Annotated in this window: 25 protein-coding genes; 14 read left to right on the forward strand and 11 right to left on the reverse strand. The window is 52.7% G+C overall.

Annotated features, from left to right (window positions below):
* Positions 1 to 2: 2 nt before the first annotated feature.
* Complete coding sequence (locus ACH5Y9_RS14270; RefSeq protein WP_033158911.1) at positions 3 to 320, forward strand: urease subunit beta; 318 nt, start codon at positions 3 to 5, stop codon at positions 318 to 320.
* Positions 317 to 2,020 carry an urease subunit alpha gene (gene ureC / locus ACH5Y9_RS14275; protein WP_033158910.1) on the forward strand — a complete coding sequence of 568 codons (1,704 nt, stop codon included), beginning with the start codon at positions 317 to 319 and terminating at the stop codon, positions 2,018 to 2,020. The genes ACH5Y9_RS14270 and ureC overlap by 4 nt, the downstream gene beginning before the upstream one ends.
* Positions 2,021 to 2,114: 94 nt before the next feature.
* Here the strand turns inward: ureC and ACH5Y9_RS14280 are convergent, their stop codons facing one another.
* A complete protein-coding gene (locus ACH5Y9_RS14280; protein WP_445366521.1) occupies positions 2,115 to 2,684 on the reverse strand; it encodes a hypothetical protein in 570 nt (189 codons plus the stop codon).
* 85 nt (positions 2,685 to 2,769) lie between these two features.
* Positions 2,770 to 3,126, reverse strand: a complete 357-nt coding sequence (locus ACH5Y9_RS14285) for a hypothetical protein (RefSeq protein ID WP_129871365.1) — start codon at positions 3,124 to 3,126, stop codon at positions 2,770 to 2,772.
* Positions 3,127 to 3,557: 431 nt separating this feature from the next.
* Here ACH5Y9_RS14285 and ureE point away from each other — a divergent pair, with 431 nt between their 5' ends.
* The 6 genes from ureE to ACH5Y9_RS14315 all read left to right on the forward strand — a co-directional run bounded on the left by ureE (position 3,558) and on the right by ACH5Y9_RS14315 (position 7,712).
* The gene (ureE, locus tag ACH5Y9_RS14290; RefSeq protein WP_171694564.1) at positions 3,558 to 3,989 is read left to right on the forward strand and encodes an urease accessory protein UreE; all 432 of its coding nucleotides are present in this window, start codon (positions 3,558 to 3,560) and stop codon (positions 3,987 to 3,989) included.
* The gene (locus tag ACH5Y9_RS14295; RefSeq protein WP_415878883.1) at positions 3,979 to 4,653 is read left to right on the forward strand and encodes an urease accessory protein UreF; all 675 of its coding nucleotides are present in this window, start codon (positions 3,979 to 3,981) and stop codon (positions 4,651 to 4,653) included. Before ureE ends, ACH5Y9_RS14295 begins: the two co-directional genes overlap by 11 nt.
* A 126-nt stretch (positions 4,654 to 4,779) precedes the next feature.
* Positions 4,780 to 4,995 carry a hypothetical protein gene (locus tag ACH5Y9_RS14300; protein WP_445366522.1) on the forward strand — a complete coding sequence of 72 codons (216 nt, stop codon included), beginning with the start codon at positions 4,780 to 4,782 and terminating at the stop codon, positions 4,993 to 4,995.
* 62 nt (positions 4,996 to 5,057) lie between these two features.
* Positions 5,058 to 5,675, forward strand: coding sequence for an urease accessory protein UreG (gene ureG / locus ACH5Y9_RS14305; protein ID WP_319962491.1), 618 nt, complete (start codon positions 5,058 to 5,060; stop codon positions 5,673 to 5,675).
* Positions 5,676 to 5,746: 71 nt separating this feature from the next.
* Positions 5,747 to 6,292: a glutathione peroxidase gene (locus ACH5Y9_RS14310; RefSeq protein ID WP_445366523.1), complete on the forward strand. Its 546-nt coding sequence runs from the start codon at positions 5,747 to 5,749 to the stop codon at positions 6,290 to 6,292.
* Between the two features lie 61 nt (positions 6,293 to 6,353).
* Positions 6,354 to 7,712, forward strand: a complete 1,359-nt coding sequence (locus ACH5Y9_RS14315; RefSeq protein WP_445366524.1) for a DASH family cryptochrome — start codon at positions 6,354 to 6,356, stop codon at positions 7,710 to 7,712.
* 33 nt (positions 7,713 to 7,745) lie between these two features.
* Here the strand turns inward: ACH5Y9_RS14315 and ACH5Y9_RS14320 are convergent, their stop codons facing one another.
* The 4 genes from ACH5Y9_RS14320 to cysK all read right to left on the reverse strand — a co-directional run bounded on the left by ACH5Y9_RS14320 (position 7,746) and on the right by cysK (position 10,134).
* Entirely contained in the window at positions 7,746 to 8,156 is a 411-nt protein-coding gene (locus ACH5Y9_RS14320) for a hypothetical protein (RefSeq protein WP_445366525.1), read from the reverse strand.
* 38 nt (positions 8,157 to 8,194) lie between these two features.
* Entirely contained in the window at positions 8,195 to 8,611 is a 417-nt protein-coding gene (locus tag ACH5Y9_RS14325) for a DUF6691 family protein (RefSeq protein ID WP_445366526.1), read from the reverse strand.
* Between the two features lie 14 nt (positions 8,612 to 8,625).
* Positions 8,626 to 9,042, reverse strand: coding sequence for a YeeE/YedE family protein (locus tag ACH5Y9_RS14330; RefSeq protein ID WP_445366527.1), 417 nt, complete (start codon positions 9,040 to 9,042; stop codon positions 8,626 to 8,628).
* Positions 9,043 to 9,183: 141 nt separating this feature from the next.
* The gene (gene cysK / locus ACH5Y9_RS14335; protein ID WP_445366528.1) at positions 9,184 to 10,134 is read right to left on the reverse strand and encodes a cysteine synthase A; all 951 of its coding nucleotides are present in this window, start codon (positions 10,132 to 10,134) and stop codon (positions 9,184 to 9,186) included.
* A gap of 556 nt (positions 10,135 to 10,690) precedes the next feature.
* On the opposite strand from cysK, the gene pepA reads away from it, so the two are divergent.
* Positions 10,691 to 11,515 (forward strand): flocculation-associated PEP-CTERM protein PepA, encoded by an 825-nt coding sequence (gene pepA, locus ACH5Y9_RS14340; protein ID WP_319962486.1) that lies wholly within the window; start codon positions 10,691 to 10,693, stop codon positions 11,513 to 11,515.
* Between the two features lie 53 nt (positions 11,516 to 11,568).
* Here the strand turns inward: pepA and holA are convergent, their stop codons facing one another.
* From holA to leuS, 3 genes are all read right to left on the reverse strand, one after another.
* The gene (gene holA, locus ACH5Y9_RS14345; RefSeq protein WP_445366529.1) at positions 11,569 to 12,528 is read right to left on the reverse strand and encodes a DNA polymerase III subunit delta; all 960 of its coding nucleotides are present in this window, start codon (positions 12,526 to 12,528) and stop codon (positions 11,569 to 11,571) included.
* A 72-nt stretch (positions 12,529 to 12,600) separates the two neighbouring features.
* Complete coding sequence (locus tag ACH5Y9_RS14350; RefSeq protein WP_240348239.1) at positions 12,601 to 13,104, reverse strand: LPS-assembly lipoprotein LptE; 504 nt, start codon at positions 13,102 to 13,104, stop codon at positions 12,601 to 12,603.
* A gap of 22 nt (positions 13,105 to 13,126) precedes the next feature.
* Positions 13,127 to 15,715: a leucine--tRNA ligase gene (gene leuS, locus ACH5Y9_RS14355; RefSeq protein WP_445366530.1), complete on the reverse strand. Its 2,589-nt coding sequence runs from the start codon at positions 15,713 to 15,715 to the stop codon at positions 13,127 to 13,129.
* 91 nt (positions 15,716 to 15,806) lie between these two features.
* On the opposite strand from leuS, the gene ACH5Y9_RS14360 reads away from it, so the two are divergent.
* Both ACH5Y9_RS14360 and ACH5Y9_RS14365 read left to right on the forward strand, forming a co-directional pair.
* Positions 15,807 to 16,295, forward strand: a complete 489-nt coding sequence (locus ACH5Y9_RS14360; protein ID WP_445366531.1) for a zinc ribbon-containing protein — start codon at positions 15,807 to 15,809, stop codon at positions 16,293 to 16,295.
* 58 nt (positions 16,296 to 16,353) lie between these two features.
* Positions 16,354 to 17,127 (forward strand): ParA family protein, encoded by a 774-nt coding sequence (locus tag ACH5Y9_RS14365; protein WP_445366532.1) that lies wholly within the window; start codon positions 16,354 to 16,356, stop codon positions 17,125 to 17,127.
* 96 nt (positions 17,128 to 17,223) lie between these two features.
* On the opposite strand, the gene phoU is transcribed toward ACH5Y9_RS14365, so the two are convergent.
* The gene (gene phoU, locus ACH5Y9_RS14370) at positions 17,224 to 17,952 is read right to left on the reverse strand and encodes a phosphate signaling complex protein PhoU (protein WP_445366533.1); all 729 of its coding nucleotides are present in this window, start codon (positions 17,950 to 17,952) and stop codon (positions 17,224 to 17,226) included.
* A 291-nt stretch (positions 17,953 to 18,243) separates the two neighbouring features.
* On the opposite strand from phoU, the gene ACH5Y9_RS14375 reads away from it, so the two are divergent.
* From ACH5Y9_RS14375 to ACH5Y9_RS14385, 3 genes are all read left to right on the forward strand, one after another.
* Entirely contained in the window at positions 18,244 to 19,053 is an 810-nt protein-coding gene (locus ACH5Y9_RS14375; protein ID WP_445366534.1) for a UDP-2,3-diacylglucosamine diphosphatase, read from the forward strand.
* Between the two features lie 255 nt (positions 19,054 to 19,308).
* The gene (locus ACH5Y9_RS14380; protein ID WP_445366535.1) at positions 19,309 to 21,843 is read left to right on the forward strand and encodes an ExeM/NucH family extracellular endonuclease; all 2,535 of its coding nucleotides are present in this window, start codon (positions 19,309 to 19,311) and stop codon (positions 21,841 to 21,843) included.
* 47 nt (positions 21,844 to 21,890) lie between these two features.
* Positions 21,891 to 22,706: a hypothetical protein gene (locus ACH5Y9_RS14385; protein WP_445366536.1), complete on the forward strand. Its 816-nt coding sequence runs from the start codon at positions 21,891 to 21,893 to the stop codon at positions 22,704 to 22,706.
* 317 nt (positions 22,707 to 23,023) lie between these two features.
* On the opposite strand, the gene ACH5Y9_RS14390 is transcribed toward ACH5Y9_RS14385, so the two are convergent.
* Positions 23,024 to 23,989, reverse strand: coding sequence for an IS110 family transposase (locus ACH5Y9_RS14390; RefSeq protein WP_445366537.1), 966 nt, complete (start codon positions 23,987 to 23,989; stop codon positions 23,024 to 23,026).
* Positions 23,990 to 24,209 lie beyond the last annotated feature (220 nt).

Consider the following 24,209-nt stretch of genomic DNA (forward strand, 5'->3'; position numbering starts at 1 on the left):
GCATGATTCCTGGAGAAATCTTCCCTGCCGACGGCGACATCGAACTCAACGCCGGCCGCGCCACCGTCAAAGTCCTTGTCGCCAACAGCGGCGATCGGCCAATACAAGTTGGATCGCACTATCATTTTTACGAAACCAACCCGGCCTTGCATTTCGACCGAGAAGCGGCGCGCGGCTTTAGGTTGGACATCCCGGCCGGCACGGCGGTGCGGTTCGAGCCGGGCCAGCAGCGCGAGGTGCAATTGGTCGAGTTTGCCGGCAAGCGCGAGGTCTACGGCTTTCGCGGCGAGGTGATGGGCGCATTGGAGACAAACGCATGAGCAAAATCAGCAGATCCGCTTACGCCGACATGTTCGGCCCCACCACTGGCGACCGCTTACGGTTGGCCGATACCGATTTGATTTTAGAGGTGGAAGCCGATTACACCATCTACGGCGACGAGGTGAAATTCGGCGGCGGCAAGGTGATCCGCGACGGCATGGGCCAAAGCCAGTTCGGCAACGACCACGCGGTGGATTTGGTGATTACCAACGCATTGATCATCGATTATTGGGGCATCGTCAAGGCCGACGTCGGCGTCAAGGACGGCCGCATCTTCAAAATCGGCAAGGCCGGCAACCCGGATGTGCAGCCCGGCGTGGACATCATCGTCGGCCCCGGCACCGAAGTCATCGCCGGCGAAGGCCAGATTCTGACTGCCGGTGGCATCGACGCCCACATCCATTTCATTTGTCCGCAGCAGATCGAGGAAGCGCTGTGTTCCGGCGTTACCACCATGATCGGCGGCGGCACCGGCCCCGCCACCGGCACCAACGCCACCACCTGCACGCCGGGGCCGTGGCATATCCAGCAAATGCTGAAAGCGCTGGACGGTTTGCCGATGAACTTTGGCTTGCTCGGCAAGGGCAACGCCAGCCTGCCTAGCGCTTTGGCAGAACAAATCAAAGCAGGGGCCATGGGCCTGAAACTGCACGAAGACTGGGGCACCACGCCGGCATCGATTGATTGCTGCCTGGGCGTGGCCGAGGATTACGACGTGCAGGTCGCGATCCATACCGACACCTTGAACGAATCGGGCTTTGTCGAAGACACTTTCGCCGCCTTCAAGGGCCGCACTATCCATACCTACCACACCGAAGGTGCCGGCGGCGGCCATGCCCCGGACATCATCAAGGCTTGCGGCTTGGGCAATGTGCTGCCGTCGTCCACCAACCCGACTCGGCCGTACACGGTCAACACCGTCGACGAACATCTGGATATGTTGATGGTCTGCCATCATCTTGATCCGAGCATCCCGGAAGACGTGGCTTTCGCCGAATCGCGCATCCGCCGCGAAACCATTGCTGCCGAAGACATCCTGCACGACCTGGGCGCGTTTTCGATGATTTCCTCGGACTCGCAAGCCATGGGTCGAGTCGGCGAAGTGGTGATCCGCACCTGGCAGACCGCGCACAAAATGAAGGCACAACGCGGCGCACTGACCGGCGACCCGGCCAGCAGCGACAACCTGCGCATCAAACGCTACATTGCCAAATACACCATCAATCCGGCCATCAGCCACGGCATCAGCCACGAAGTGGGCTCCATCGAAGCCGGCAAACTGGCTGACCTGGTGTTGTGGCAACCGGCCTTCTTCGGCGTCAAACCCAGCCTGGTGATCAAAGGCGGCCTGATCGCCGCCGCGCCGATGGGCGACGCCAACGCCTCCATCCCCACCCCTCAGCCAGTGCATTACCGGCCGATGTTCGGCAGCTTCGGCCGCACCGCCGCCAACACCTCGATGATCTTTTTGCCGCAAGCGGCGGTATCGGCGGGTGTTGCCGGGCAATTGGGCTTGCAGAAACGGGTCGGCACGGTGCGCAATACTCGCAACATCGGTAAGGCGGATATGAAATTGAACGACTACAAGCCGGTGATGGAGGTGTGCCCGCAGACTTATCAGGTCAAGGCGGATGGGGTGTTGTTGACTTGCGAACCGGCGGTGGTGTTGCCGATGGCGCAGCGGTATTTCCTGTTTTGAGAAGGGTCAGGGTTTTCGGTAGAGCCATCCGTGGCCCTGCCGAAAACAAACTGTATGCAACTGAAGCGATGGCAGTGTTTGCCATCCGTTAAAACTAGGAACCTGGGATATGGTTTTTGTGCGGTAGAACCGGTTCGTCCGTGGTGGTTGCGCCGGCTTCGAGTGGCTGAGCCATGGCATTGATGATTTCCGGCGGAGCACCGGATTGCTTTAGGCTTTCGCGTAGCTCGGCGCTCAATTCCGCGTTGGTTCGTTCGGATACCGGCTCTTCAGGCTGAACGGGCGTGGCGGACTCTTGATCTTTCAGAGTCTGCTCCAATTGAGCGACCTGCTCTTCCGGTAAGTGGTTGGCTCGCATCGACGCAATCAAGTCGGCATTGGCTTCGCTACGCGCAACCTCATCTTCGGGAGACAAGCCATTAGCGAGCGCCTGCCGTTGCTGTTCGTGAGGGGGCAACCGAATTTCCTTAGAGACCGGGACGTTTGTCCGCGACATATCCAGCTTTCTGTTAGCGCCGACCGCGATAACAGGCGCGGAAACTGAAGCGGTATTCTCCGGCAGCGCCGCTGAATGGCTGTCGCTGCGACCGGGGAATTGCTGACCGGCAAAATATCCACTCGCAAAAACGCTAGCCACACCCAGTATTGAGACAAGTTTGTTCATGATCTTGACCTAGGTTGATGTTACTCAGAGCGGAATCTCGGTCGGATGGGCCAGACCAAAGATTCCGCATGATCGGATGCTGCGATTAGTACTCGTACAGGTAGGATAAAGTACCCAAGTAGCGATAAGAGCCGGAGGTTGGGCAGGCAGCAGTGCCTGAGTCACCATACAAATAGTAAGTTTGATGGTTTTGCAGCGCCATTTTGGCCTGAATCAAAGCCTCTTTGTTATAGGTGACGAAATAGTTGGTATAGGCTGGCAGTACGTTGTGTTCCGGCACGGTGTAGATATAACCGTATGTCGTACCGTTAACGTTATATTCGTAAACACCGGTGACATTCACCCAACCGGCGGAACAAGTCGCCGCATTGGCCGCACTGGCACCAAACATGGAAGCAGTAATGACAGACAGCATTAGAAACAGATTTTTGATAGTTTTCATGACCTTCACCTTTTGTAAATTAAACACGAGAGTGGATGAGTTAACGCTGTACTTGCTTCTCGGGTAAAAAATTGGCCTACCTGAAAATTCAAGGGCAGCGTGTCCTTAGGCATTTACGCTGTGGTCTTACTGGCGGCGTAATTAGCGGGGACGGTGATAATTTAGGGAAACTGAAGGGGTTTCTCTGTTAACTTTCTGGCTGGAGAAGTGTGAGGTTTTTCACAGTTTTATGAGGATATAGCTTTGCTGGGTTTTTGGGGTTTTGTGTCGCTGTCGCGACAGATGTTTTATATGTCGGTTCGCGGACCGACATATAAAACATCTGTCGCGACAGCGACACAAACCCAATGAAAGCTAGAGCTTTCGAGACATCGTTCCCAAGCTGGAGCTTGGGAACCAGCGTGACAAGCAAAATCTAACCAAACCAAACAATGTTAAAACTCACCGAAACCACCCAAACCGAAGAAACCCCAGACGACACCCTCACCCTCCCCTTCGAGGCTCGGCAAAAATCCCGGCAACCGGCTACCACCCAAGGTGGTATTCAAGTCGGCGTGTTCCTGCCAAGGGGCCAAACCCTGAGACACGGCGCAATCCTCACCAACGGCCAGGGTTTCAAGGTACGAATCAACGCCGCGCCGGAACCACTGTCGGTAGTGAAATGCGCCGATCCGTTGCTGTTTGCCCGCGCTTGTTATCACTTGGGCAATCGTCACGTAGCCTTGCAAATCCTGCCCGGCGAATTGCGGTTTTTGACCGACTATGTACTGGATCAAATGCTGATCGGATTGGGTTTAGCCGTCGAGCACGACACCCTGCCGTTCGAGCCGGAAGCCGGCGCTTACCATAGTCATGGTCACTAATTTAAGCCTGCTGCGGCTGCTGCAACTGGTCAGCCCCAGTTTGCCGATTGGGATGTACAGCTATTCACAGGGGCTGGAGACTGCGGTGCACGACGGCTGGGTAACCAATGCCGAGCAAACCGGCGATTGGCTGCGTGGTTTATTGCACAACGGTTTAGGCAAGGTCGACGCACCGTTGTTGGCGCGGCTGTACGACGCTTGGCAGATTAATAACATTGAGGCTGTCACGCATTGGAGTCAAACCCTGACCGCTTACCGCGAAACTGCCGAATTGCGCGCCGAAGACAGGCAAACCGGTCAGGCCCTGGCGCGCTTGTTGGTCAAGTTAGAGATGCCGGAAGCCCAGGTTTGGCAAAAACGGCCCGATGCTACGTTGGCGACCTTGTTTGCTTTGGCGGCGACACGCTGGCAAATCGATAAAGCCGATGCGATAGCCGGTTATTTATGGGGCTGGCTGGAAAATCAGGTGTTGGGCGCGATTAAATTGGTACCGCTGGGCCAGGTGGCGGGGCAGCAGTTGTTACAAGGTCTGGCCGGCGAGTTGCCGGGCTTGGTCGAGAGCGCATCACAATTGAAAGACGATGAAATCGGCGGCAGTTGTTTTGGTTTGGCCTTGGCCAGCAGCCGGCACGAAACGCAGTATTCGCGGCTGTTTCGGTCGTGAAACTCCGGCTGCTCAATATAACGATTACCTAGGTCACGTTTGCCGCGAGACCGGTTACGTACCTTTAAAATATTCCGCAATTGTCAGAGAGCACTATGCGCACCCTGACCTACTCACTGCTTTGTTATGAACATAAAAACTGGAACGTTAGGCAAGATTGAATCTGGCGATGAAACTGGCGCGTTCATCAAGATTATTGACGATAGTCAAAACACAGGTGGTTTCATAATTGTCACCTCGAGTTCACCTGAATTGAAGAATGGCTTTGACAATTGGGTTAAAGACAAAAACACGCTTGATCAATATTTCCAGGAATCAGGATGGGTCATCACATGGTTCTGATGAATGCGCCAATTAACTTAATTCTAAAAAAGTAGATTTTATTAATATTTGAGAGGAAAGCCATGAACGACAAACAAATTTTAAGAGTAGGCATCGGCGGCCCGGTGGGTTCCGGCAAGACTGCGCTGGTGGATGCCTTGTGCAAGAGGATGCGCGACGATTACGAAATCGGGGTGGTCACCAACGATATTTACACCCGCGAGGACCAGCAGTTTTTGATTCGCAGCCAGGCGCTGCCGGAAGAGCGCATCCTGGGCGTGGAAACCGGCGGCTGTCCGCATACCGCCATCCGCGAGGATGCCTCGATGAATCTGGCGGCGGTGGACGAGTTGTGCGAACGCTGGCCTGAGCTGGATTTTGTGATGGTGGAAAGCGGCGGGGATAATCTCAGCGCGACCTTCAGCCCGGAATTGGCTGACCTGACGATTTACGTGATCGATGTCTCTGCCGGCGACAAGATTCCGCGCAAGGGCGGCCCCGGCATCACCCGTTCGGATTTATTGGTGATCAATAAAATTGATTTGGCGCCTTATGTCGGCGCGTCGTTGGAGGTGATGGACCGCGATGCCAAAAAAATGCGTGGCGAACGACCATTTGTGTTTACCAATATCAAAACCGGCAATGGCTTGGAAGCGGTCGCTGACTTTATTGTCAAGCAAGGCATGCTGCAAACGCATTAATGGCGATAGTCAGCCAAGGTTGACTTTTAACCAGTACTGGTATGCTCAAGAATAACGAATCAGGAGGAACCATGATGAAAACCGCGTTTTTAGTCGCCAGCCTCTGGGCGTGCTCCGTGTCGGTAGCCGGCGCCGAGCCTTGCCCGGCATTGCTGAATTACAAGATGACCAAGCTTCGTTCCAGCGAGCAAATCGATTTTTGCCAGGCGTTTCAAGGCAAGGTGATCCTGGCCGTCAATACCGCCAGCAACTGCGGCTACACTCCGCAATTCAAGGGTCTGGAAGCCTTGTACCAAAAGTATAAGGATCAGGGCTTGGTGGTAGTTGGTTTTCCTTCCAATGATTTTAATCAGGAGTTCAGCGAAGCGGAAAAAACTGCCAACGTCTGTTACATCAATTACGGCGTCACGTTCCCCATGCTGGAAAAAAGTCAGGTGAAAGGCGCGGCAGCGAACGGTTTCTTCCAAAAACTGATTAAAGCCACCGGTCAGGCGCCGGCCTGGAATTTTCACAAATATTTGATTGATCGCAGCGGCAACAGCGTGGCGGCCTTCCCCAGCGCTGTGACGCCGGAACAGCTGGATTCTAAGGTCAGCGCCTTGTTATCAGCTAAATAGGGTTGTAAACCTCAGCTCTCGCCGGCGGCATGCCGGCATTTTTTATCAGGACGAGACGGCAATGCGCAGAATTGGACTTTACTGGTTTGGTAATGATTTGCGGGTGCATGATAACGCCAACCTGCAACAAGCCAGCGCAGTCGTAGATCAGTTGCTTTGCGTGTACTGTCTGGACCCTGCCTGGTTGGCGCCCAACCCATACGGGATGGCTAATTTGTCGGCGCAGCGTTGGCGATTTTTGAAAGAAGCCTTACAGGATCTGGATAGAAATCTTCAGCAAGTTGGACAACATCTGCTGGTTTGTTACGAAACACCGCTGGCAGTCATCGGTGGGCTAGTCGCCAAGCATGGTGTATCGGTGATTTATCGAAGCCGCCATGCTGGTTTTCAGGAGCGGCAACAATGGCAGGGCCTGCAAAAACATTTGCCGGGCTTACGTTTTGTCGAATCGGATACGCAAACCTTGTTCAATCTGCGCGAATTGCCTTTTACCCAATTGCCGAAGTCTTTCACGCCATTCAAGGATAGCGTCGAACATTTGCGAGTCGATCACCCTTTGCTGCCGCTCGATGCGCTGCCTCCCAACCCTGAACCCAAGTCGGATTGGCTATTGAATTTTCCGGTGTATTTGCCGGCCGTTTCAGCGCTCGATGCGGAGTTGGCGTTTCATGGCGGCGAGACCGCCGGTAAAAAACAGCTTAAAGCGTATTTTCGCAGCAGCTACCCCAGCCGTTACAAAGACTTGCGTAACGAACTGGACGGCTGGGAAAACTCCAGCAAGTTTTCGCCTTGGCTGGCCCATGGCAATCTGTCGGTACGAAAAATCTATTCCAGTTTGCGCCGTTACGAAGAGGAGAATGGCGCCAATGAATCCACCTATTGGCTGTATTTTGAATTGCTCTGGCGAGAGTATTTTCAATGGTACGCCCTCCAGCACGGCAAGCGGCTGTTTGCGTTTCGTGGCATTAAACCACGCAAACCTTTAACCTGCTTTTATCCGGAACGTTTTCAAAAATGGTGTCACGGTTACACGCCCTATCCATTAGTAAACGCTTGCATGAAACAACTGAACGCGACAGGTTATATGTCCAATCGCGGCCGGCAAATCGTCGCCAGTTGTTTGGTCAATGAATTGGCGGTGGATTGGCGTTTCGGCGCGGCGTATTTCGAACAGCAATTGCTGGATTACGATGTGGCCAGCAATTGGGGAAATTGGCAATATCTGGCCGGTGTGGGTGCGGACCCGCGCGGCCAGCGGCATTTTGATCTGGAAAAACAAACCCGGCTTTATGATCCGGACGGCAAATTCATCCGCAAGTGGCAGGCTGAAGTCCGCAATTTGCCATTGGATTCTGTTGATGCCGCAGATTGGCCCGTAGACCCGGCTGACGCGAAATTGGCATCTATATTGTCGGCTTAGGCTAACGATCAAACGCCTCCGTTTGTAGAGACACTAACGGCTTGAGCCAAAACTTTTCGCGCAGGATTTGCACCCCAAATAAAATTCCACCCCATCGTCTTGGGTGACGGAAATATTACCGCCGGCACGGATCGTCCATTTACTGAGGCGTCCGTGAAAATTAGCGGTTCCTTGCACGTAACAAGGTAGATAGGGATAGCTTTCCAGATATTCCGCCGAAGTTATCGGTCTGGCTTTGCGCAAAACGCTTTTGGCTTGCGGTGTGGAAAGTTTAAAGTCTTCGCAGAATGCCCCAGGCTGGTCGATACCAGCCATCGCCACCCGCACCTGCGTAAACCCATCAATCGCAAAGGCATTTAACGGGAACATGACCGCGTAAAACCAAAAAGCGGTGTGTACTATGTTTGCCAAAACCGAGCGCATCAAATTTACCACTTTACCCATCCGCTAGCGCTTTATACCCCCATCAGACCGCCACTTACCTAGCGTTGATGCAATAAGCGAAACAACCAAAACCCGGCAAACATCGCCGCAACAAACGCATAATTACCCAACACGCCCGCACTCAATCCTAATAAAGCCGGCCCCGGACAAAAACCCGATAAGCCCCAGCCCACGCCGAATATCGCCGCTCCGGCAATCAGTTTGGCATCGACGCCGGCCGGCACGATAGCCGAAGGCTCTTGCTCGCAGTCCGCCGCGTCGTTATTACGATGCATCAAATAACGCGCCAGCCCCAACGTCGATAAGGCGCTAGCCATCACCAAGGCCAGACTGGGGTCCCACGCCCCCGCTACATCCAGAAAAGCCAAGACTTTGGCTGGGTTGCTCATACCAGCCACGATCAAGCCCAGCCCAAACAACAGCCCGTAGGCAAATAAATAAACAGTATTTTTCATCGAGAATTTCCGGTTTAGAGCAGATGCCGAACAATAAATACCGTAATGCCGGCTGTCAGCATGAAAGTCAGCGTCGCGACGATGGATCGCATGGACAAGCGGGCGATACCGCAAACACCGTGCCCACTAGTGCAGCCGCCACCTAGCCGGGTGCCGTAACCCACCAGCAGGCCGGCAATTGCCAGCAAACCAGGCGAGGCTGCCAAATCCAACGTAATGTCTGCACCGCTTAAGCGATAAAGAGGCCCACTCGCCAGCAGGCCAGCCAGAAACCAGCCGCGCCAGACACTGCTCTCGTTCCAAGGCGGTAACATGCCTGCGGCGATGCCGGAAATCCCAGCGGTATGCTTATGGGTAAACAACAGCAAAGCGGCGGCCAGCCCAATCATGGCTCCCCCGGCCAGCGCGGATAAAATCGTCAAATAGTTCATGCGTCATTCTTGCCAAAAATGGGCTATTGAAGCAGAAACCGTAACACCAAACCAGATTTACTAGCTTTAACTCCCGATTTAAGTTGGCCAATCTGGCCACTTTTAACGCCCCCTCTTATTCGCATAGACAGCAGGCTCTCGTTATTCACCAAACAACGACGAACTCAAATAGCGCTCACCGGAATCCGGGAGCACTGCGACGATGAGTTTACCGGCATGTTCCGAACGCTTGGCCAGACGAACGGCAACCGCAAGCGCCGCACCGCTGGAAATACCGGCCATAATCCCTTCTTCCTTGGCGAGGCGTCGTGTATAAGCGATGGCTTCAGCGTCTTCTACCGGCTCGATCAAGTCGATCAACGACAAATCTAAATTCTGCGGCACAAAGCCGGCGCCTATACCTTGAATGCCATGCGGCGCGGCTTGCAAAGGCAACCCGGCGCGAGTCTGGCTTAATACGGGGCTGCCCGCCGGCTCGACTGCGACACTGAGTACCGACCTGCCGCAATGCTTTTTCAGATAACGCGACACACCGGTAATCGTGCCGCCGGTGCCAACGCCGGCTACGAAAATATCGACCTGACCGCCGCTATCGCGCCAAATTTCGGGGCCGGTGGTTTGTTCGTGTATCGCCGGATTGGCCGGGTTTTTAAACTGTTCCAGCAATAGATAATGCTCAGGGTCCGCTGCGGCAATCGCCTCGGCCTGCTCCACCGCCGCGCGCATGCCGAGCGCGCCATCGGTCAACCGCAGGTTCGCGCCATACGCCAACAACAACGTGCGGCGCTCCTGGCTCATGTTGTCCGGCATCGTCAATGTGATCGGAATGCCACGCGCAGCCGCCACCGCAGCCAATGCAATACCGGAATTACCGCTGGTGGCTTCCAATAAAGTCTTGCCCGGCGTCAACAGGCCTTGACGCTCCGCCGCCCAGACCATCGCCGCACCGACCCGGCATTTCACCGAATAAGAAGGATTACGGCCTTCAATTTTCACCAACAAGGTCGCGTTCAATCCTTGGCTAATATGATTGATCCGTACTAAAGGCGTCCTGCCTATCGATTGGGAATTATCTGCGTACCAAGCAGGCATTGAGGGCTTCCTGTGGGATAAGGGGTTTACTTTGCATGAAAAAAATGATCCGGGCTATTGTGACGGATTCTAAGACGATTAACGGATAGTCTTTCAAACAAAATGGCTGCAGTTGCGTTGGTGTTTGTGTTTAGTAACGCCGCCAAATTTCCTGGCTTCGTCATTTTGGGCCCATTTAACAACAATACCAACAATCGTCGCCATCGACACCTTGGGAAATCATTAATTGCCCCAGAACACCCGGCGTAAAGATTCCGACGATTCAGTGTATCGTCGATCATTTGCTTTTTAGAACAACCGGCTTTTATCAAGCTTCCCACGACTTCTAGCGGGCATTTTCCAGAAAAATCTTGTACAAGCAGGACGCTGTTTTTATTGAACATTGCACACGAATTTGTAGTGAGCCCCGGCTCAGATGATTTACGCTTTCCATTGCGACTAAACTGAAAGCCCATTCGGGGAGTTTCAGTAATAGAACTGTAATTTGTGTTGGTTCACAAAATCAGCTATAACCGCATTTTGGGGGAATACAATCTAACTTTTATGAGGTACAGCAATGAGCAGTAAAACTTTAAGCAAGCATCTCAAGCGAAATGCAATTTTAACGGCAGGACTGGTTATTGCCGCCCCTGCTGCGATGGCGAGTACACAATGGGTTGGTACTGCAGATTATAAGTTAGCACCAAACGCTGCCGGCGATGAAGGACCCGCAGTTGGACCGTTTGACAGCTACGACTTTGCCCCTGGCGCCGCCATGATAAAATTCACACCCAATAGTGCCACATCTGGAACGGTAGAGGGTTGGTATCAATCCTATGTGAGGTCACACGACCTAGGCTTCGTTGGCGTCTCAAACGGTAATCTTGGATCAACTTATGAATTGACTGCGGTTGCTCATTTTTTTGGTAACTATTCCAACAGCATCGACGGTAATACCCAGTCGGTGGACAACATGACAGGCGACGTAGCACTGTATTTTGACACTACTCCTGATCACAGCTTCATCAACGACACCGGTTTTTCTGACGTTAACTCACAACGAATTCTTTGGGGGAGTATAAACTCCGGAAACGGCAGTTTGTTCAAAGGTACTGGAGGCCAAGAACTAACCCTGAATTTTGCTGGTGCGGCATCGGGTTCCGACCAGGCTGTGTATAGTCCAAATACAATCGGCGGTGCAGACGCATTCTTTTCCATTACCACTAAAGGACTGCAAAGTGTTAACTTTAACAGCGTTCAGGGACATGCAGACGGTCAAAAATTTGTATCCGACGGTTACATGCAACTGACAGCGGTACCCGTACCAACCGCCGTATGGTTATTTGGTAGCGGTTTGCTTGGTTTACTCAGTACCGGCAAACGTAAAAAAATCACTGGTTAAGGCATTCAATTCCATCTTAAAGCTACCGCTCAAATTTCTTTTGGACAGTAGCTTTAATATTCCACTGCGCGGATACCTGAGCCCTTCGAAAACAACAAACAAATCCTAAACAAGCCCTCCCATTCATCTCCGGCAATATGGCCTTTGATTTGGCAATCCACATTGGCGCTGGCTTGCAAAATACCCTGTAGCTCCTTGCTCTTCAACCTCTGCATGGCCTCATGCACCAACTGCTTGCGCTTGTCCCATATCTGATATTTTTTGTAGAGAACATCCGGGTTACCACCGCGTTTCAATTCAGTCTTGATACTAACCAGGGTTCGGGCTTCGCGGCTGATAGCCCACAACACCACCGGCGCTGCGACGCCTTCCGCTTTGAGCCCGGCAAGAATTTTAACGGATCGATTCACCTTGCCCGACAACAAAGCATCCATCAACTTAAACACGTCGAACCTAGCGCTGTCAGCCACATCGCCCTCAACCATGGCTTTGTTGATACGGTTAGCCCCGTGCAAGATATATAGTTTTTCAAGCTCCTGAGCCGCGGCCAGCAAGTTGCCTTCGACTCGCACGGCCAGGCTTTTCAACGCCTCCGCGTCAAGATGCATGCCCTTCCGCTCCGCGCGGCGCTGCAACCAGTGCAACAACTCCGGCCCTTGTAATGGCCAGACCTGGATGACGGTTGCAATTTTATCCAAGGCCTGAAACCATTGCGATTTCTGGGCCCCACTATCCAGTTTGCCGGACGTGATCAGCAATACGGTATCTTCGGGCGGACGCTGACAATACGCGCTTAGGGCTTTGCCGCCTTCTAACCCAGGCTTGCCGGAAGGCAAGCGCAAATCGATGAGTTTTTTGTCGGAAAAGATAGAAAGGGATTCGGCTTCGAGCGTCAATTGCGGCCACTCGTTACCGGTATCGATGGCAATCACTTCGCGGGTGGCATAGCCTGCAGTGCGAGACCGCACGCCGAATGTCGTCGGCCGCTTCACCAAGCTGTAAAGGCTCGTCACCGCTCACCAGATAAACCGGTGCCAGCTCTTTCTGCAAGGCAGCGGTCAACTGGTCAAGCTTTAAACGCATACTTATTTTTTCTGCGTATCGACGGCTATCCTGGCTCTGGCCAATATCATCCGCGCCACTTGTTTATAGATTTCGTTGCGAATCAATTGTTCTTCGTTGCCTTTCGCCAGTACCGCCGTTTGGTCGTTGAAAAACTCCCTGGATATTTCGATCACTTGCTCGTCCATCAGCGCATTTTCCTTGCTGTCGAAAAATTGAAAGCGCAGATAATATTCCAGCTCGGACTCGCTGGATTTACCGGTTGAACCGATGGTCAGTACCCGGTTACGCATGTCTTCCCTAAGCACCTTGACCACCACGCCGGCATCATTGGGAGAACCCACTATTTTGCCTTTCGATGCCTTCATGATGGACTGCAGCTCACCCTGAAGCGGCGTGGAAGCACCAAACACATACATGTTTTTCAGCACTTCCGGCATCTCTATCGAACCGCGCAGATGGTATCCGCAGCCAAGCAGCAACGCCAAAGTTCCAAACAAAACCATTCGGCTCAAGTGATTTATCATTTGCTTCTCGAAAACCCAGCGTTTAAACAACGATATTCACCAGTTTCTGCGGCACCACAATCAGCTTTTTCACCGGTTTACCTTCCAGATAACGCTGCACATTGTCGTCGGCCAGGGCCAAGGCTTCGACTTGCTCCTTGGACGCCGTTGCCGCAACGGATAATTTACCGCGCAGCTTACCATTCACTTGCACGACCATTTCGATGGCGTCCTGTTGCAATGCGGATTCGTCGATTACTGGCCAAGCGGCAAGCACGATGTCATCGTTATGCCCCAACTGATTCCACAATGCTTGAGCCGCATGCGGAATAATGGGCGCTAGCATCAAGACGATAGCCTCCAACACTTCCTGACGGGTTGCCCTGCCATTATCGCTATTGTCTTCAAATTTATTCAGCGCGTTGACCAGCTCCATGTTGGCCGCAATCGCGGTATTAAAGGTATGGCGACGGGCCATATCGTCGGTGACTTTTTGCAACGCCTGATGCAACTGGCGGCGCAACACTTTTTGATCATCGCTCAAGGTCGCCTTGTCCAGCGCTTGCTGAGGCAATTCGGCTTCGACATGCAAATAGACTTGCCGCCACAAACGTTTCAGGAAACGGAAAGCGCCTTCCACACCAGCGTCATTCCATTCCAGCGATTGGTCGGGCGGCGAAGTAAACATCGTGTACAAGCGCACCGTATCCGCACCGTATTTATCAATCAAGACCTGCGGATCAACACCATTGTTTTTCGACTTCGACATTTTCTCCACGGCGCCGACGGTGACCGGCGAACCATCTTCCAGCAATTTGGCGCCAATTATTTTGCCTTTGCCATCGCGTTCGACATCGATTTGGGTCAGATTGAAATAGCGTTTGTGGCCGTGATCGTCAATTTGATAGAAGGTTTCGGCGATCACCATGCCTTGCGTCAACAAGTTCTTGAACGGCTCATCGCACACAACCAAACCTTCATCGCGCAACAATTTGGTGAAAAAACGCGCATACAGCAAATGCAAAATCGCATGTTCGATACCGCCAATGTAATGATCGACCGGCAACCAGTAATTGGCGCGCTGGTCCAGCATTGCACTTTCGCAGTCTTTGCTGGCATAACGCGCGAAATACCAGGACGATTCCATGAAGGTATCGAATGTATCGGTTTCGCGCCGCGCCGGCTTGCCGCATTTCGGGCAATCGGTATGCGGAAAAGTAGGATGCGCGGCCAAGGGTGATTGTGAACCGTCCAGCACGACGTCGCGCGGCAAGGTCACCGGCAATTGCTCGTCGGGCACCGGCACTGTGCCACAGTCGTCGCAATAAATCACTGGAATCGGCGCGCCCCAATAACGCTGACGAGATACGCCCCAATCGCGCAATCTAAAGTTGGTTTTGCGTTCGCCTTTATTGATGCCGGCCAGTTTGGCGGCGATGGCGTCGAAGGCTTGCTTGAAATTCAAGCCGTCAAATTCGCCTGAGTTTTTCAATATGCCTTTATCGGTAAAAGCTTTTTCCGCAACGCTGTCGTCAGAGCCATCCGCGGCGGCAATCACTTCCTTGATGGCAATGCCATATCGCTTAGCGAATTCGTAATCGCGCTGATCGTGTGCAGGCACGGACATGACCGCGCCCGTGCCGTAGCTCATCAACACGAAGTTGGCGATCCATACTGGGACCGATTCACCAGTCAGCGGATGAATGGCGTGGAAACCGGAAGCGATACCGCGCTTTTCCATGGTTTCCATCGCCGCTTCAGAGGTTTCCATCAGCTTGCAGGACTCGATGAACGCGGCGATGTCGGCATTGGCTTGTGCGGCTTTCAAGGCCAAGGGATGTTCGGCAGCGACGGCGACATAAGTCACGCCCATCACAGTATCTGGACGAGTGGTGTAGATGCGGATCGGCGCGTCAAAACCATCGACGGCAAAATCCATCTCCACGCCTTCGGAGCGGCCTATCCAATTGGCCTGCATGGTTCTAACCTGTTCCGGCCACCCCGGTAGTTTATCCAGCGAGGTCAGCAACTCGTCGGCATAAGCGGTGATTTTTAAAAACCACTGCGAAATTTCTTTTTTCTCGACTTGGGTATCGCAACGCCAGCAGCAGCCGTCGATGACTTGTTCGTTGGCCAGCACGGTTTGGTCGTGCGGACACCAGTTGACCGGCGCGGTTTTTTTATAAACCAGACCCTTTTCCAGCAAGCGGATGAAAAACCATTGTTCCCACCGGTAATAACTCGGATCGCAAGTCGCCAGTTCGCGGCTCCAATCGTAACCAAAACCCAGCCGTTTCAGCTGGTCACGCATGTAATCGATATTCGAATAGGTCCAGTCGGCCGGGTGCACCTTGTTTTGCATGGCCGCATTCTCGGCCGGCAAACCAAAGGCGTCCCACCCCATCGGTTGCAACACATGCTTGCCCTGCATCCTTTGAAAACGGCTGATCACGTCGCCTATCGTGTAGTTGCGGACGTGGCCCATGTGCAGCTTGCCGCTGGGATAAGGAAACATCGACAGGCAATAGTATTTTTCTTTGCCGGTGTCTTCAGAAGCGGTAAACACCCCGGATTTTTCCCAGTCGGCCTGTACTTTTTGCTCTATTTCCGACGGCTTGTAATGCTCTTCCATCCTATTCGTCTTTTGCTGTAAAAAGGCGCTAGAATACCTTAGAGACGCTTAAAGCTAAAGCGTGAAAATTAAAACAACACAAGGAGCAGCCATGGGCGAAAACAAACTGATCAAAGCGTATGACGATCTGATGGGCCATCTTTACGAAGCCCTGGACGATACCTTACACACCGTCGCCGACGCATTGGAAATAGCCAAGGAAAAAACCAGCGCGCTGGGCGGCCACACACAAGAAGAAATCAATAAAATCGCCGACTATGTGATGCGCGATGTAGAACACGTCGCCACCGCGCCGTCGCAACAAAACGACAGCAATTCGTTGTCCGAATGGTTGAAGTTTGACATCGATTTGATCGAGAACTTTGCTTTGGACGCTTTCATGGACATTGCCGACAAAACTAAGGTCAAGCTGGCCGCGTTGGAGATGGAAGCCAAGCTCTATCATCTGTATAAAAGCGGTGAAGTAGCCGGCCCCGGCACTTTTGTCTGCGATGCCTGCGGCAAACAAATCGCCTTCAAATCCACCAGCGTGATACCGGCCTGCCCGGAATGCAAGGGCGGCAGTTTCTCGCGCGTTTGATATTGCAGGCTTTAACCTTATAATGCGGGCTTTTATTTTTTAGCAATCGAGGGCGATTATGCGCAGGGTGATCTTCAATCAGAAAGGCGGCGTGGGTAAATCTACCATTACCTGTAACCTGGCAGCCATCAGCGCCGTAGAGGGTAAAAAAACCCTGGTGATCGATCTCGATGTACAAGGCAATTCCACCCAGTATTTGCTGGGCAATAAAGTCGCCGATTCCGACAAGACCATCGCCCATTTTTTCAAAGACAGCCTGGGATTGGGCTTATTCGGCGGCGGGAAGGAAGGCTTGGACGGTCTGATTCATGAAACCCCCTTCCCCAACCTTTTTGTGTTGCCATCTCATAGCGATTTGGAAGGTTTGCAAAGCCGGTTGGAATCGCGGCATAAAATCTACAAATTAAAAGAAGCGTTGGAAAGACTGGAAGGCTTCGAGCAAATCTATATCGACACCCCGCCGATTTTAAATTTTTATAGCCTATCAGCTTTAATCGCCGCCGAAAAATGCCTGATTCCGTTCGACTGCGACACCTTCGCTCGTGAAGCACTTTACACATTGATGCGCGCCATCGCCGAAGTCAAAGCCGATCATAACGACAGACTGGAAGTGGAAGGCGTCATCGTCAACCAATATCAAAAGCAGGCCAACCTGCCGCGGCAGTTGGTGGAAGACCTGATCGCCGAGGGTTTGCCGGTCCTGGAGACCAAAATCTCCACCTCGGTGAAAGTCCGCGAATCGCACAGCGATGCCCAGCCCTTGATTCACTACGCGCCAACCCACAAATTGACCGAAGAATACCGGGCTTTGCATTTGGAAATCCACAAATAACGGTCTAGCATTTACCCACATTAAAAAAGCCGGCAATGCCGGCTTTTTTGTTTTTAAATGACGGCAAATACCGAAGAGGCAGCCGCGCGCAAATGCTTAGCCAGCAAGACTAGCCTGAGTCGCCAGCCCACCATGCCGCACATCGATACCGTCCAACATAAAAATCGCGTGCTCGGCGATATTCCGGCAATGCTCGCCGCAACGCTCCATGGCTTTCATCATTTGCATCACATCCAGAGCTCGGCGGATCATGCGGGCATCGTGCAATACTAAGGTTAGTTGATGCTTGATACCCTCCTGCAATTCCGACTCGCAATCCCTGTCGCATTGCAACAGGGCGTAAGCCTGCTTGGAATCCCGACTTTCGAAAACCACCATCAGTTTATCCAAAATCAGCTTGATTAAACCACCCATTTTTACTATGTCCGTCAGCAGCTTTTGATTGGGGTCGCTAGTGTTCGGGTCGAACAACACCGTAATCAGCTTGGCGAACTCGACAATCTCGACACCGATTTTCTCCAGCTCCACCGCGATTTTCGATGTTGACAACACATAGCGCAGATCATTTGCCACCGGGCAGTGCCGGGCAATGATGTTCAATACTTCGCCATCAATCTTGCTTTCGAAATGTTTGACCTTTTTATGCCGCGAAACGACTTTTTGCGCCAGTTCGCCGTCGCCGTAATCCAGGGCCTGCATCGCCTGCTCCAGCTGATAAACCAAAAGGTCCGTCATATCCAGCATCAAACTGTGCATATGCCCCAAATCGGTGTCATACGCATGCAAGGTATGCACATTATTGGGTGTGTCTGTTTGCTTCGTCATCGTCAGTTCTCTTGCTTGTTTAGCCAGGGTCTCGGTAATAAGCAAACCTTAGAACAAGTACATTACAGGAATGTGACATAACCCTGTCAGACACGCGAAACGTGGCTCGTTAGCTATTGTTTTTAAAAAACATATTTCTAACAGCCATAGTCTAAAGCCTGCAAAAAGCCCCCAAAAAAATCCGTGGCCCACATTCACCGGCAAAAAAGCGACAAGCCGACTCTGTCATGCTGTTGTCATAAACGCAGACAAGAATAGCCTACGTCCGATACCAATATTTGGCGTTTGCTTATGAATACCTCTTTTTATCGCACCATATGGATTTCCGACCTGCACATTGGCTCGACCCAATGCCAAGCCGATGCCCTGCTGGATTTTTTAAAACATAACGACAGCGAAAAACTGTACCTGGTCGGCGACATCATCGATTTTTGGGCCTTGTCCAAAAAAATGTACTGGCCGCGCGATCACAACACCATCATTCAAAAAATCCTGCGTAAAGCCAGACACGGCACGCAAATTATCTACGTACCCGGTAACCACGACGAAAACGTCCGCGATTACGACGATTACGTGTTCGGCGACATCGTCGTGAAAAACTCGGACATTCACACCACCGCAAAGGGCAAACGCTTCCTGATCGTGCATGGCGACGAATACGACACTATCGCCAAACATCACCAGTGGCTGGCAAAGATCGGCAGTTTGGGTTACGACTGGCTGATAGAAATCAACCGCTTCCTGCGCCTGTTTAGACGCCTGTTCGGTAGGCAATCGCACTTCTCATTGGCCGCCTTTGTGAAGTTCAAAGTCAAGAATGTGGTGCAATTTATTTCCGATTACGAGGAAAGTATTGTTCGCACCCTAAAAAACGAAGGCCTGGACGGCGTAATCTGCGGGCATATTCATCATGCCGAAATCAAGGAAATCGAAGGCTTCTTGTACGTCAATACCGGCGACTTCGTGGAAAGTTGCACGGCCATCGTCGAACATCAGGACGGCAGACTGGAATTGATCCGCTGGCTAGCCCAGGAAACGCCGCAGTTAATGCAACAGCACGATGGAGAATGCCGCACCTTGGCTAAACCGTCATCCGGCTAATTGCTAAACCCTTAGCACGACTGGCTTGATTGGCGTTTGTATTACATGTCACAAAAACTTCGCTAAACCGTCACGGTATCTTAACCCTCCCGCAAGCGTAATCCCGGAAAATGTGACCGGGCTTGCAGAATTTTGGGAAATTACCCAATGACGCGCTCGTCGCCTTCCCCCTTAGGCCGACGAGTGCGTTTCTCTGCGAGTCAGCTCAGGCCCAAGGCCTGTTTACTGATTTTTAAGCACAGAGACCATCCGACCATGATCGCAAAGCATATCCGCAGCTACCCGCTGCTGGCGGCAGTGAGTGCCCTCAGTTTCTTCGGCAACGCCCAGGCTGCCACGCCGGTGTTTATCAACGAGATCCACTATGACGACAGCGGTGCCGCCGACAGTGGCGAAGCTATAGAAATTGCCGGCCCAGCCGGCACTGACCTAAGCGGATGGTCGATTGTCCTGTATAACGGCAATGGCGGCGCGGTTTACAATACCAAAAGCCTCAGCGGCACCATTACCGACCAAACCGGCAACGGGTTTGGAACACTGAGTTTCAGTTACCCAAGCAACGGCATCCAAAATGGATCACCAGACGGTATAGCCTTAGTCAACGGCAGCACGGTAGTTCAGTATTTAAGCTACGAACCCTCACCGTTTGCAGCTGTTGGCGGCCCTGCCAACGGCATGACGAGTAAGGACATTGGCGTCACCGAAACCAATTCAACACCCGTCGGCCATTCGCTGCAACTGAAAGGCAGTGGCAGCAGCTACGAAGATTTCACCTGGGCCACGGCTTCGGCTAACTCATTCGGTGCTGTCAACACCGGTCAAAACTTCGGTGGCGTCACACCTCCTCCGCCTCCACCACTATCCCAATGCGGCCAAGCCGCAACGCTAATTAGCACAATCCAAGGCACAAGCGGCGTTAGTCCCTTGAGCGGCAGCGTGCAACATGTGGAAGCCGTTGTTAGCGCCGATTTCCAAGGTAGCACGAATTTAAACGGTTTTTTCGTACAACAAGTTAGCGGTGCGGATGCTAACGACGCGACCTCCGAAGGCTTGTTCGTCTCGTCCAGCCTGCCGGTTAATGTCGGCGACAAAGTACACATCGTCGGCACCGTGACCGAAACATTCTCTATGACCCGCCTGGAAGCCGTCAGCTCGGTCGATGTCTGTTCTTCCGGCAATACCTTGCCAGCCGCGGTTGAAGTCAACCTGCCTTTCGACAGCGCCGGCAATGATCCCGAGCGCTGGGAAGGCATGCTGATTAGTCTGCCGCAAACCCTGACCGTCACCGAAAACTTCAACCTAGGCCGTTTCGGCGAATTCTTGCTGTCGTCCGGCGGCCGCTTATTCACACCCACGCAAGTAGCTACACCCGGCCAGGCCGCTATCGATGTCGCCGCACAAAATTTGGCTAACCAACTGTTGGTAGACGACGGTATCAACGTACAAAATCCGGACCCGGTAATTTACCCGCAACCGACTGGTTTGAGCGCCGCTACTCCGTTGCGCAGCGGCAATTCGGTGATTGGCGCTACCGGCGTATTGGCTTACGACTTTGGCGTGTATCGCCTGCAACCGACCCAGCCATTAACTTTTGTCGCCGATAATGCGCGCAGCCCGGTTCCGACCTTGTCAACATTGGGTTCATTAAAAGTCGCCAGCTTCAACGTTTTGAATTACTTCAACGGCAACGGTTTGGGCACCGGCTTCCCGACTTCTCGCGGAGCTGACACGCTAACTGAGTTTAATCGCCAGCGCGCCAAAATCATTCCTGCCATACACGCTCTGAACGCCGATGTGGTCGGTTTGATGGAGATCGAAAACGACGGCTACGGCAGCACCAGCGCGATTGCCGATCTGGTGAACGGTTTGAATCAACTGGCCGGCGCCGGCACTTACACCTTCATCAATCCCGGCTTGAGCAAAGTCGGTACCGATGAAATCGCCGTGGGTATTATCTATAAACCTGCAAAGGTTTCGCCGTCCGGCTCGGTGGCTATTTTGGATTCCTCGGTCAACCCCTTATTTATCGACACCAAAAACCGCCCTGCCCTGGCCCAAACCTTTTTGGATAAAGCCTCCAACAAGCTGCTGACTGTGGCAGTCAATCATCTTAAATCCAAAGGTTCGGCTTGCGACGATGTCAATGATCCCGACACCGGCGACGGCCAAGGCAATTGCAACCAAACACGCACCAATGCTGCGCAAGCCTTGGCCATCTGGTTGGCTGCCGATCCTACCCACAACGGCGCCAACAATGCTCTGATCATCGGCGACCTGAACAGCTACGCTCAGGAAGACCCGATCACAGCCTTGAAAAACGCCGGTTACCAGAACCTGCTCGAAACTTTCGTCGGCAATCAGGCCGCTTACAGTTACGTATTCGATGGTGCGGCCGGTTATCTGGATCATGGCCTAGCGAATGCCGCACTCGCGCCGCAAGTTAAAAGTGCCGGCGAATGGCATATCAACGCCGACGAACCACGCTCTCTGGATTACAACACCGAGTTCAAAACAGCCAATCAATTAAGCAGCTTCTACGCGGCCGACGCTTATCGCTCATCGGATCACGATCCGCTGTTGATCAAGTTGTTCGTACCGGGTGATTTGGATAACGACGGCGATGTCGATGGTACCGATGCCAATTTGATCAAGGCTCAAGTTGGCAAATGCAGCGGCAAGGCTGGTTTTAACCGGGAAGCGGATTATGACGCAACCGGCTGCGTCAGCATTGCCGACTACCGGACTTGGTATGGCTATTTCAATAACTACCTAGCTATCAGCAAGCCGTAACGGCCGCGAACATTGCCGATTAATTTTTATTTGTTAAAGAAGGTTTTATGAAAAATATGACATGGCGTCATTGCCTGATACTTGCGTTGGCATTTTGGTCTGGTGTCAACCAAGCGAGTACGCTTAGCACATCCGGCGATATTCAAATTAATCCGGGCGGCAATATAGAACTCCAAACGGGTCAAACCCCAGGAAATCTGCAAGCTAAACAACCACCACTTATTACAGGGGGTGACATTCAAATTTTGCCTCGAGGTAGTATTGCAAGCCAAGCGGGACAAACGCCAACCAATTCGGGATCAATTTCACCGTTAACCCTTGTCTCTCCTATTGAACCCACATTTTTGGCGCTACAGCAGACCTCAGGCTTTACCCATATTGGCGATCATTTTGATGTTGAAGTGCTGGCTCTCGCGTCTTTTGCTAATGCCAGCCCGGACGAACTGGTGTTGGGCTTTGGTTTCAACACGTTATTAGGCGGCACGGGCGCTGCGCAATTCTTGGGTAGCAGCATTAACCCGTTGTTCACCGACATTTCAACACAGGATGGCGTGAATTTAGACGCTGCCGGCCTGGCCTTTCCGGGCTTGAGTGCAAATGACGTGGGCTCGTTCATTTCTCTGGCGGTTTTGCATTTTCAGGCCGTCGCGTCAGGTGACTTGAATATCGCGATCACCAGCGATTTGCATGATCTCAACCAAGGTTTGATCTTTTTAAATCAAGGGCCGCTGGCGATCAGTGCCAGCGTCGGCCTCAACATCACGGCTGTGCCGGTACCGCCCTCTTTGTTGCTGTTTATGAGTGGCTTGGTGGTGGGTTTTGGGGGAATTCGGAAGCGCGCGGCATATCTGCATCGCCCCTGACGGACTATTCTCGCCAAATACCCACGGGGCACAAGAGCTGCGATGCTCAGCGCGGAATAACGGGAGAAAACCACTACCAAAATCAAGAGAAAACAAAACGCAGGGTGAGCAACGGTTCTCTGCAAACCGATTATCGGTATAGGCTTATGCCAGGTAAGCACAAAGACCGTGCCCACCCGGCATATTGGCTACTGGTGCAGACGGTTTTGTAGGTCGTTGCCGGCAGGATCGGAACGTTCTTTTGTTTTTGAGGTTCCACGCAACGAGTCGGAAAGAGCCACGTCCAAAGAAAATCCGCGTAGATACTGTTATCCAAGTCAAGCCAAATGAATAGCCGAATCGAAGGGTTTGGCGGATTTTAAGACGCCGAACGCCACATGAATCAATTTTCGCATCATGGCGCCGATAATGAGTTTATTGGGCTTACCGGCGCAGGCTAATCGGTTTCTGAATTGTTTTCCCCAGGCCGTTTTATAAAGTGTCACCATGGCAGGCATATACATGGCTTTTCGCAAGAACGAGTGGCCTATTTTGGAGAGTCTGGGTTTGCCCTTGATACTACTACCCGATTCGTATTGCCGGGGATCGAGTCCAGCGAAGGCGGCGGCCTGCCGACTGTTGGCGAAGCGGGAGGTATCGGCATAAAACGCCAGGATGATGGCGCTGGTGCGCTCGCCAATGCCGGGGATGCTGTCGAGTAATTCGCGCTGTTGCTTCAGATCGGGATGACGATCAATGTGATCATTGATGGCGTCGATCAATTGTTGGATAGCGGTATCCAGCCAATTCAGATGCTGCTGAATGTCCTCGCGTACCGCTTCGCGAGCCACCTGCAAACGGTTGCTTTCTTGGGTGCGCATGGTTTGCAGGGCGTCCAGGCGTAGCACTAGTGCGCGTAACGTGACTTCCGCCTCGCAACGGGGTTGCCAAGCGGATGGTTTGCGTTCGGCGCAGAAATCGGCAATGAGTTTAGCATCGACCATGTCGGTCTTGCTGCGGGTGAGCCGTGAAGCGCCATAAGCTTTGATTTGTGCCGGATTGACGACGCTGACAGTTAAGCCGTTGGTTGCCAGATGCTGAGCAACGTCTTCCCAATAAATGCCGGTCGCTTCCATGCAGACATGAGGCGATTCGGCCTTTTGAGCGGCCAACCACGTCAACAACGTCGCGAAGCCGTCGAGAGAATTGGGAATGACTTTGGCGCGAAACTTACCGCTGGGCAAGCGCAACGCGCAGTCCAGCTTGGCTTTAGCAACATCGATACCGAGATAAAAATGGGACATTGAAAACCTCAAATGATCTACCTTGTGAATGCAGGCTGCCGGAATCCGGGCCGAAGAGACTGTCCGATCGTTGATCGAGGGTGGGTCACTGCTGCAGGGGTCTACGTCTCGGGCTTCAATAGTCCAAGGTCCGATACGGCATCCAGTGACCCAAACCTGAGGTGCCCCTCAGGCATGTTTTTCGAGATTTTATTATCTCCTGAAAAACACGGGTGGATAA

It is taken from the genome of Methylomonas sp. BW4-1, from assembly GCF_052474385.1.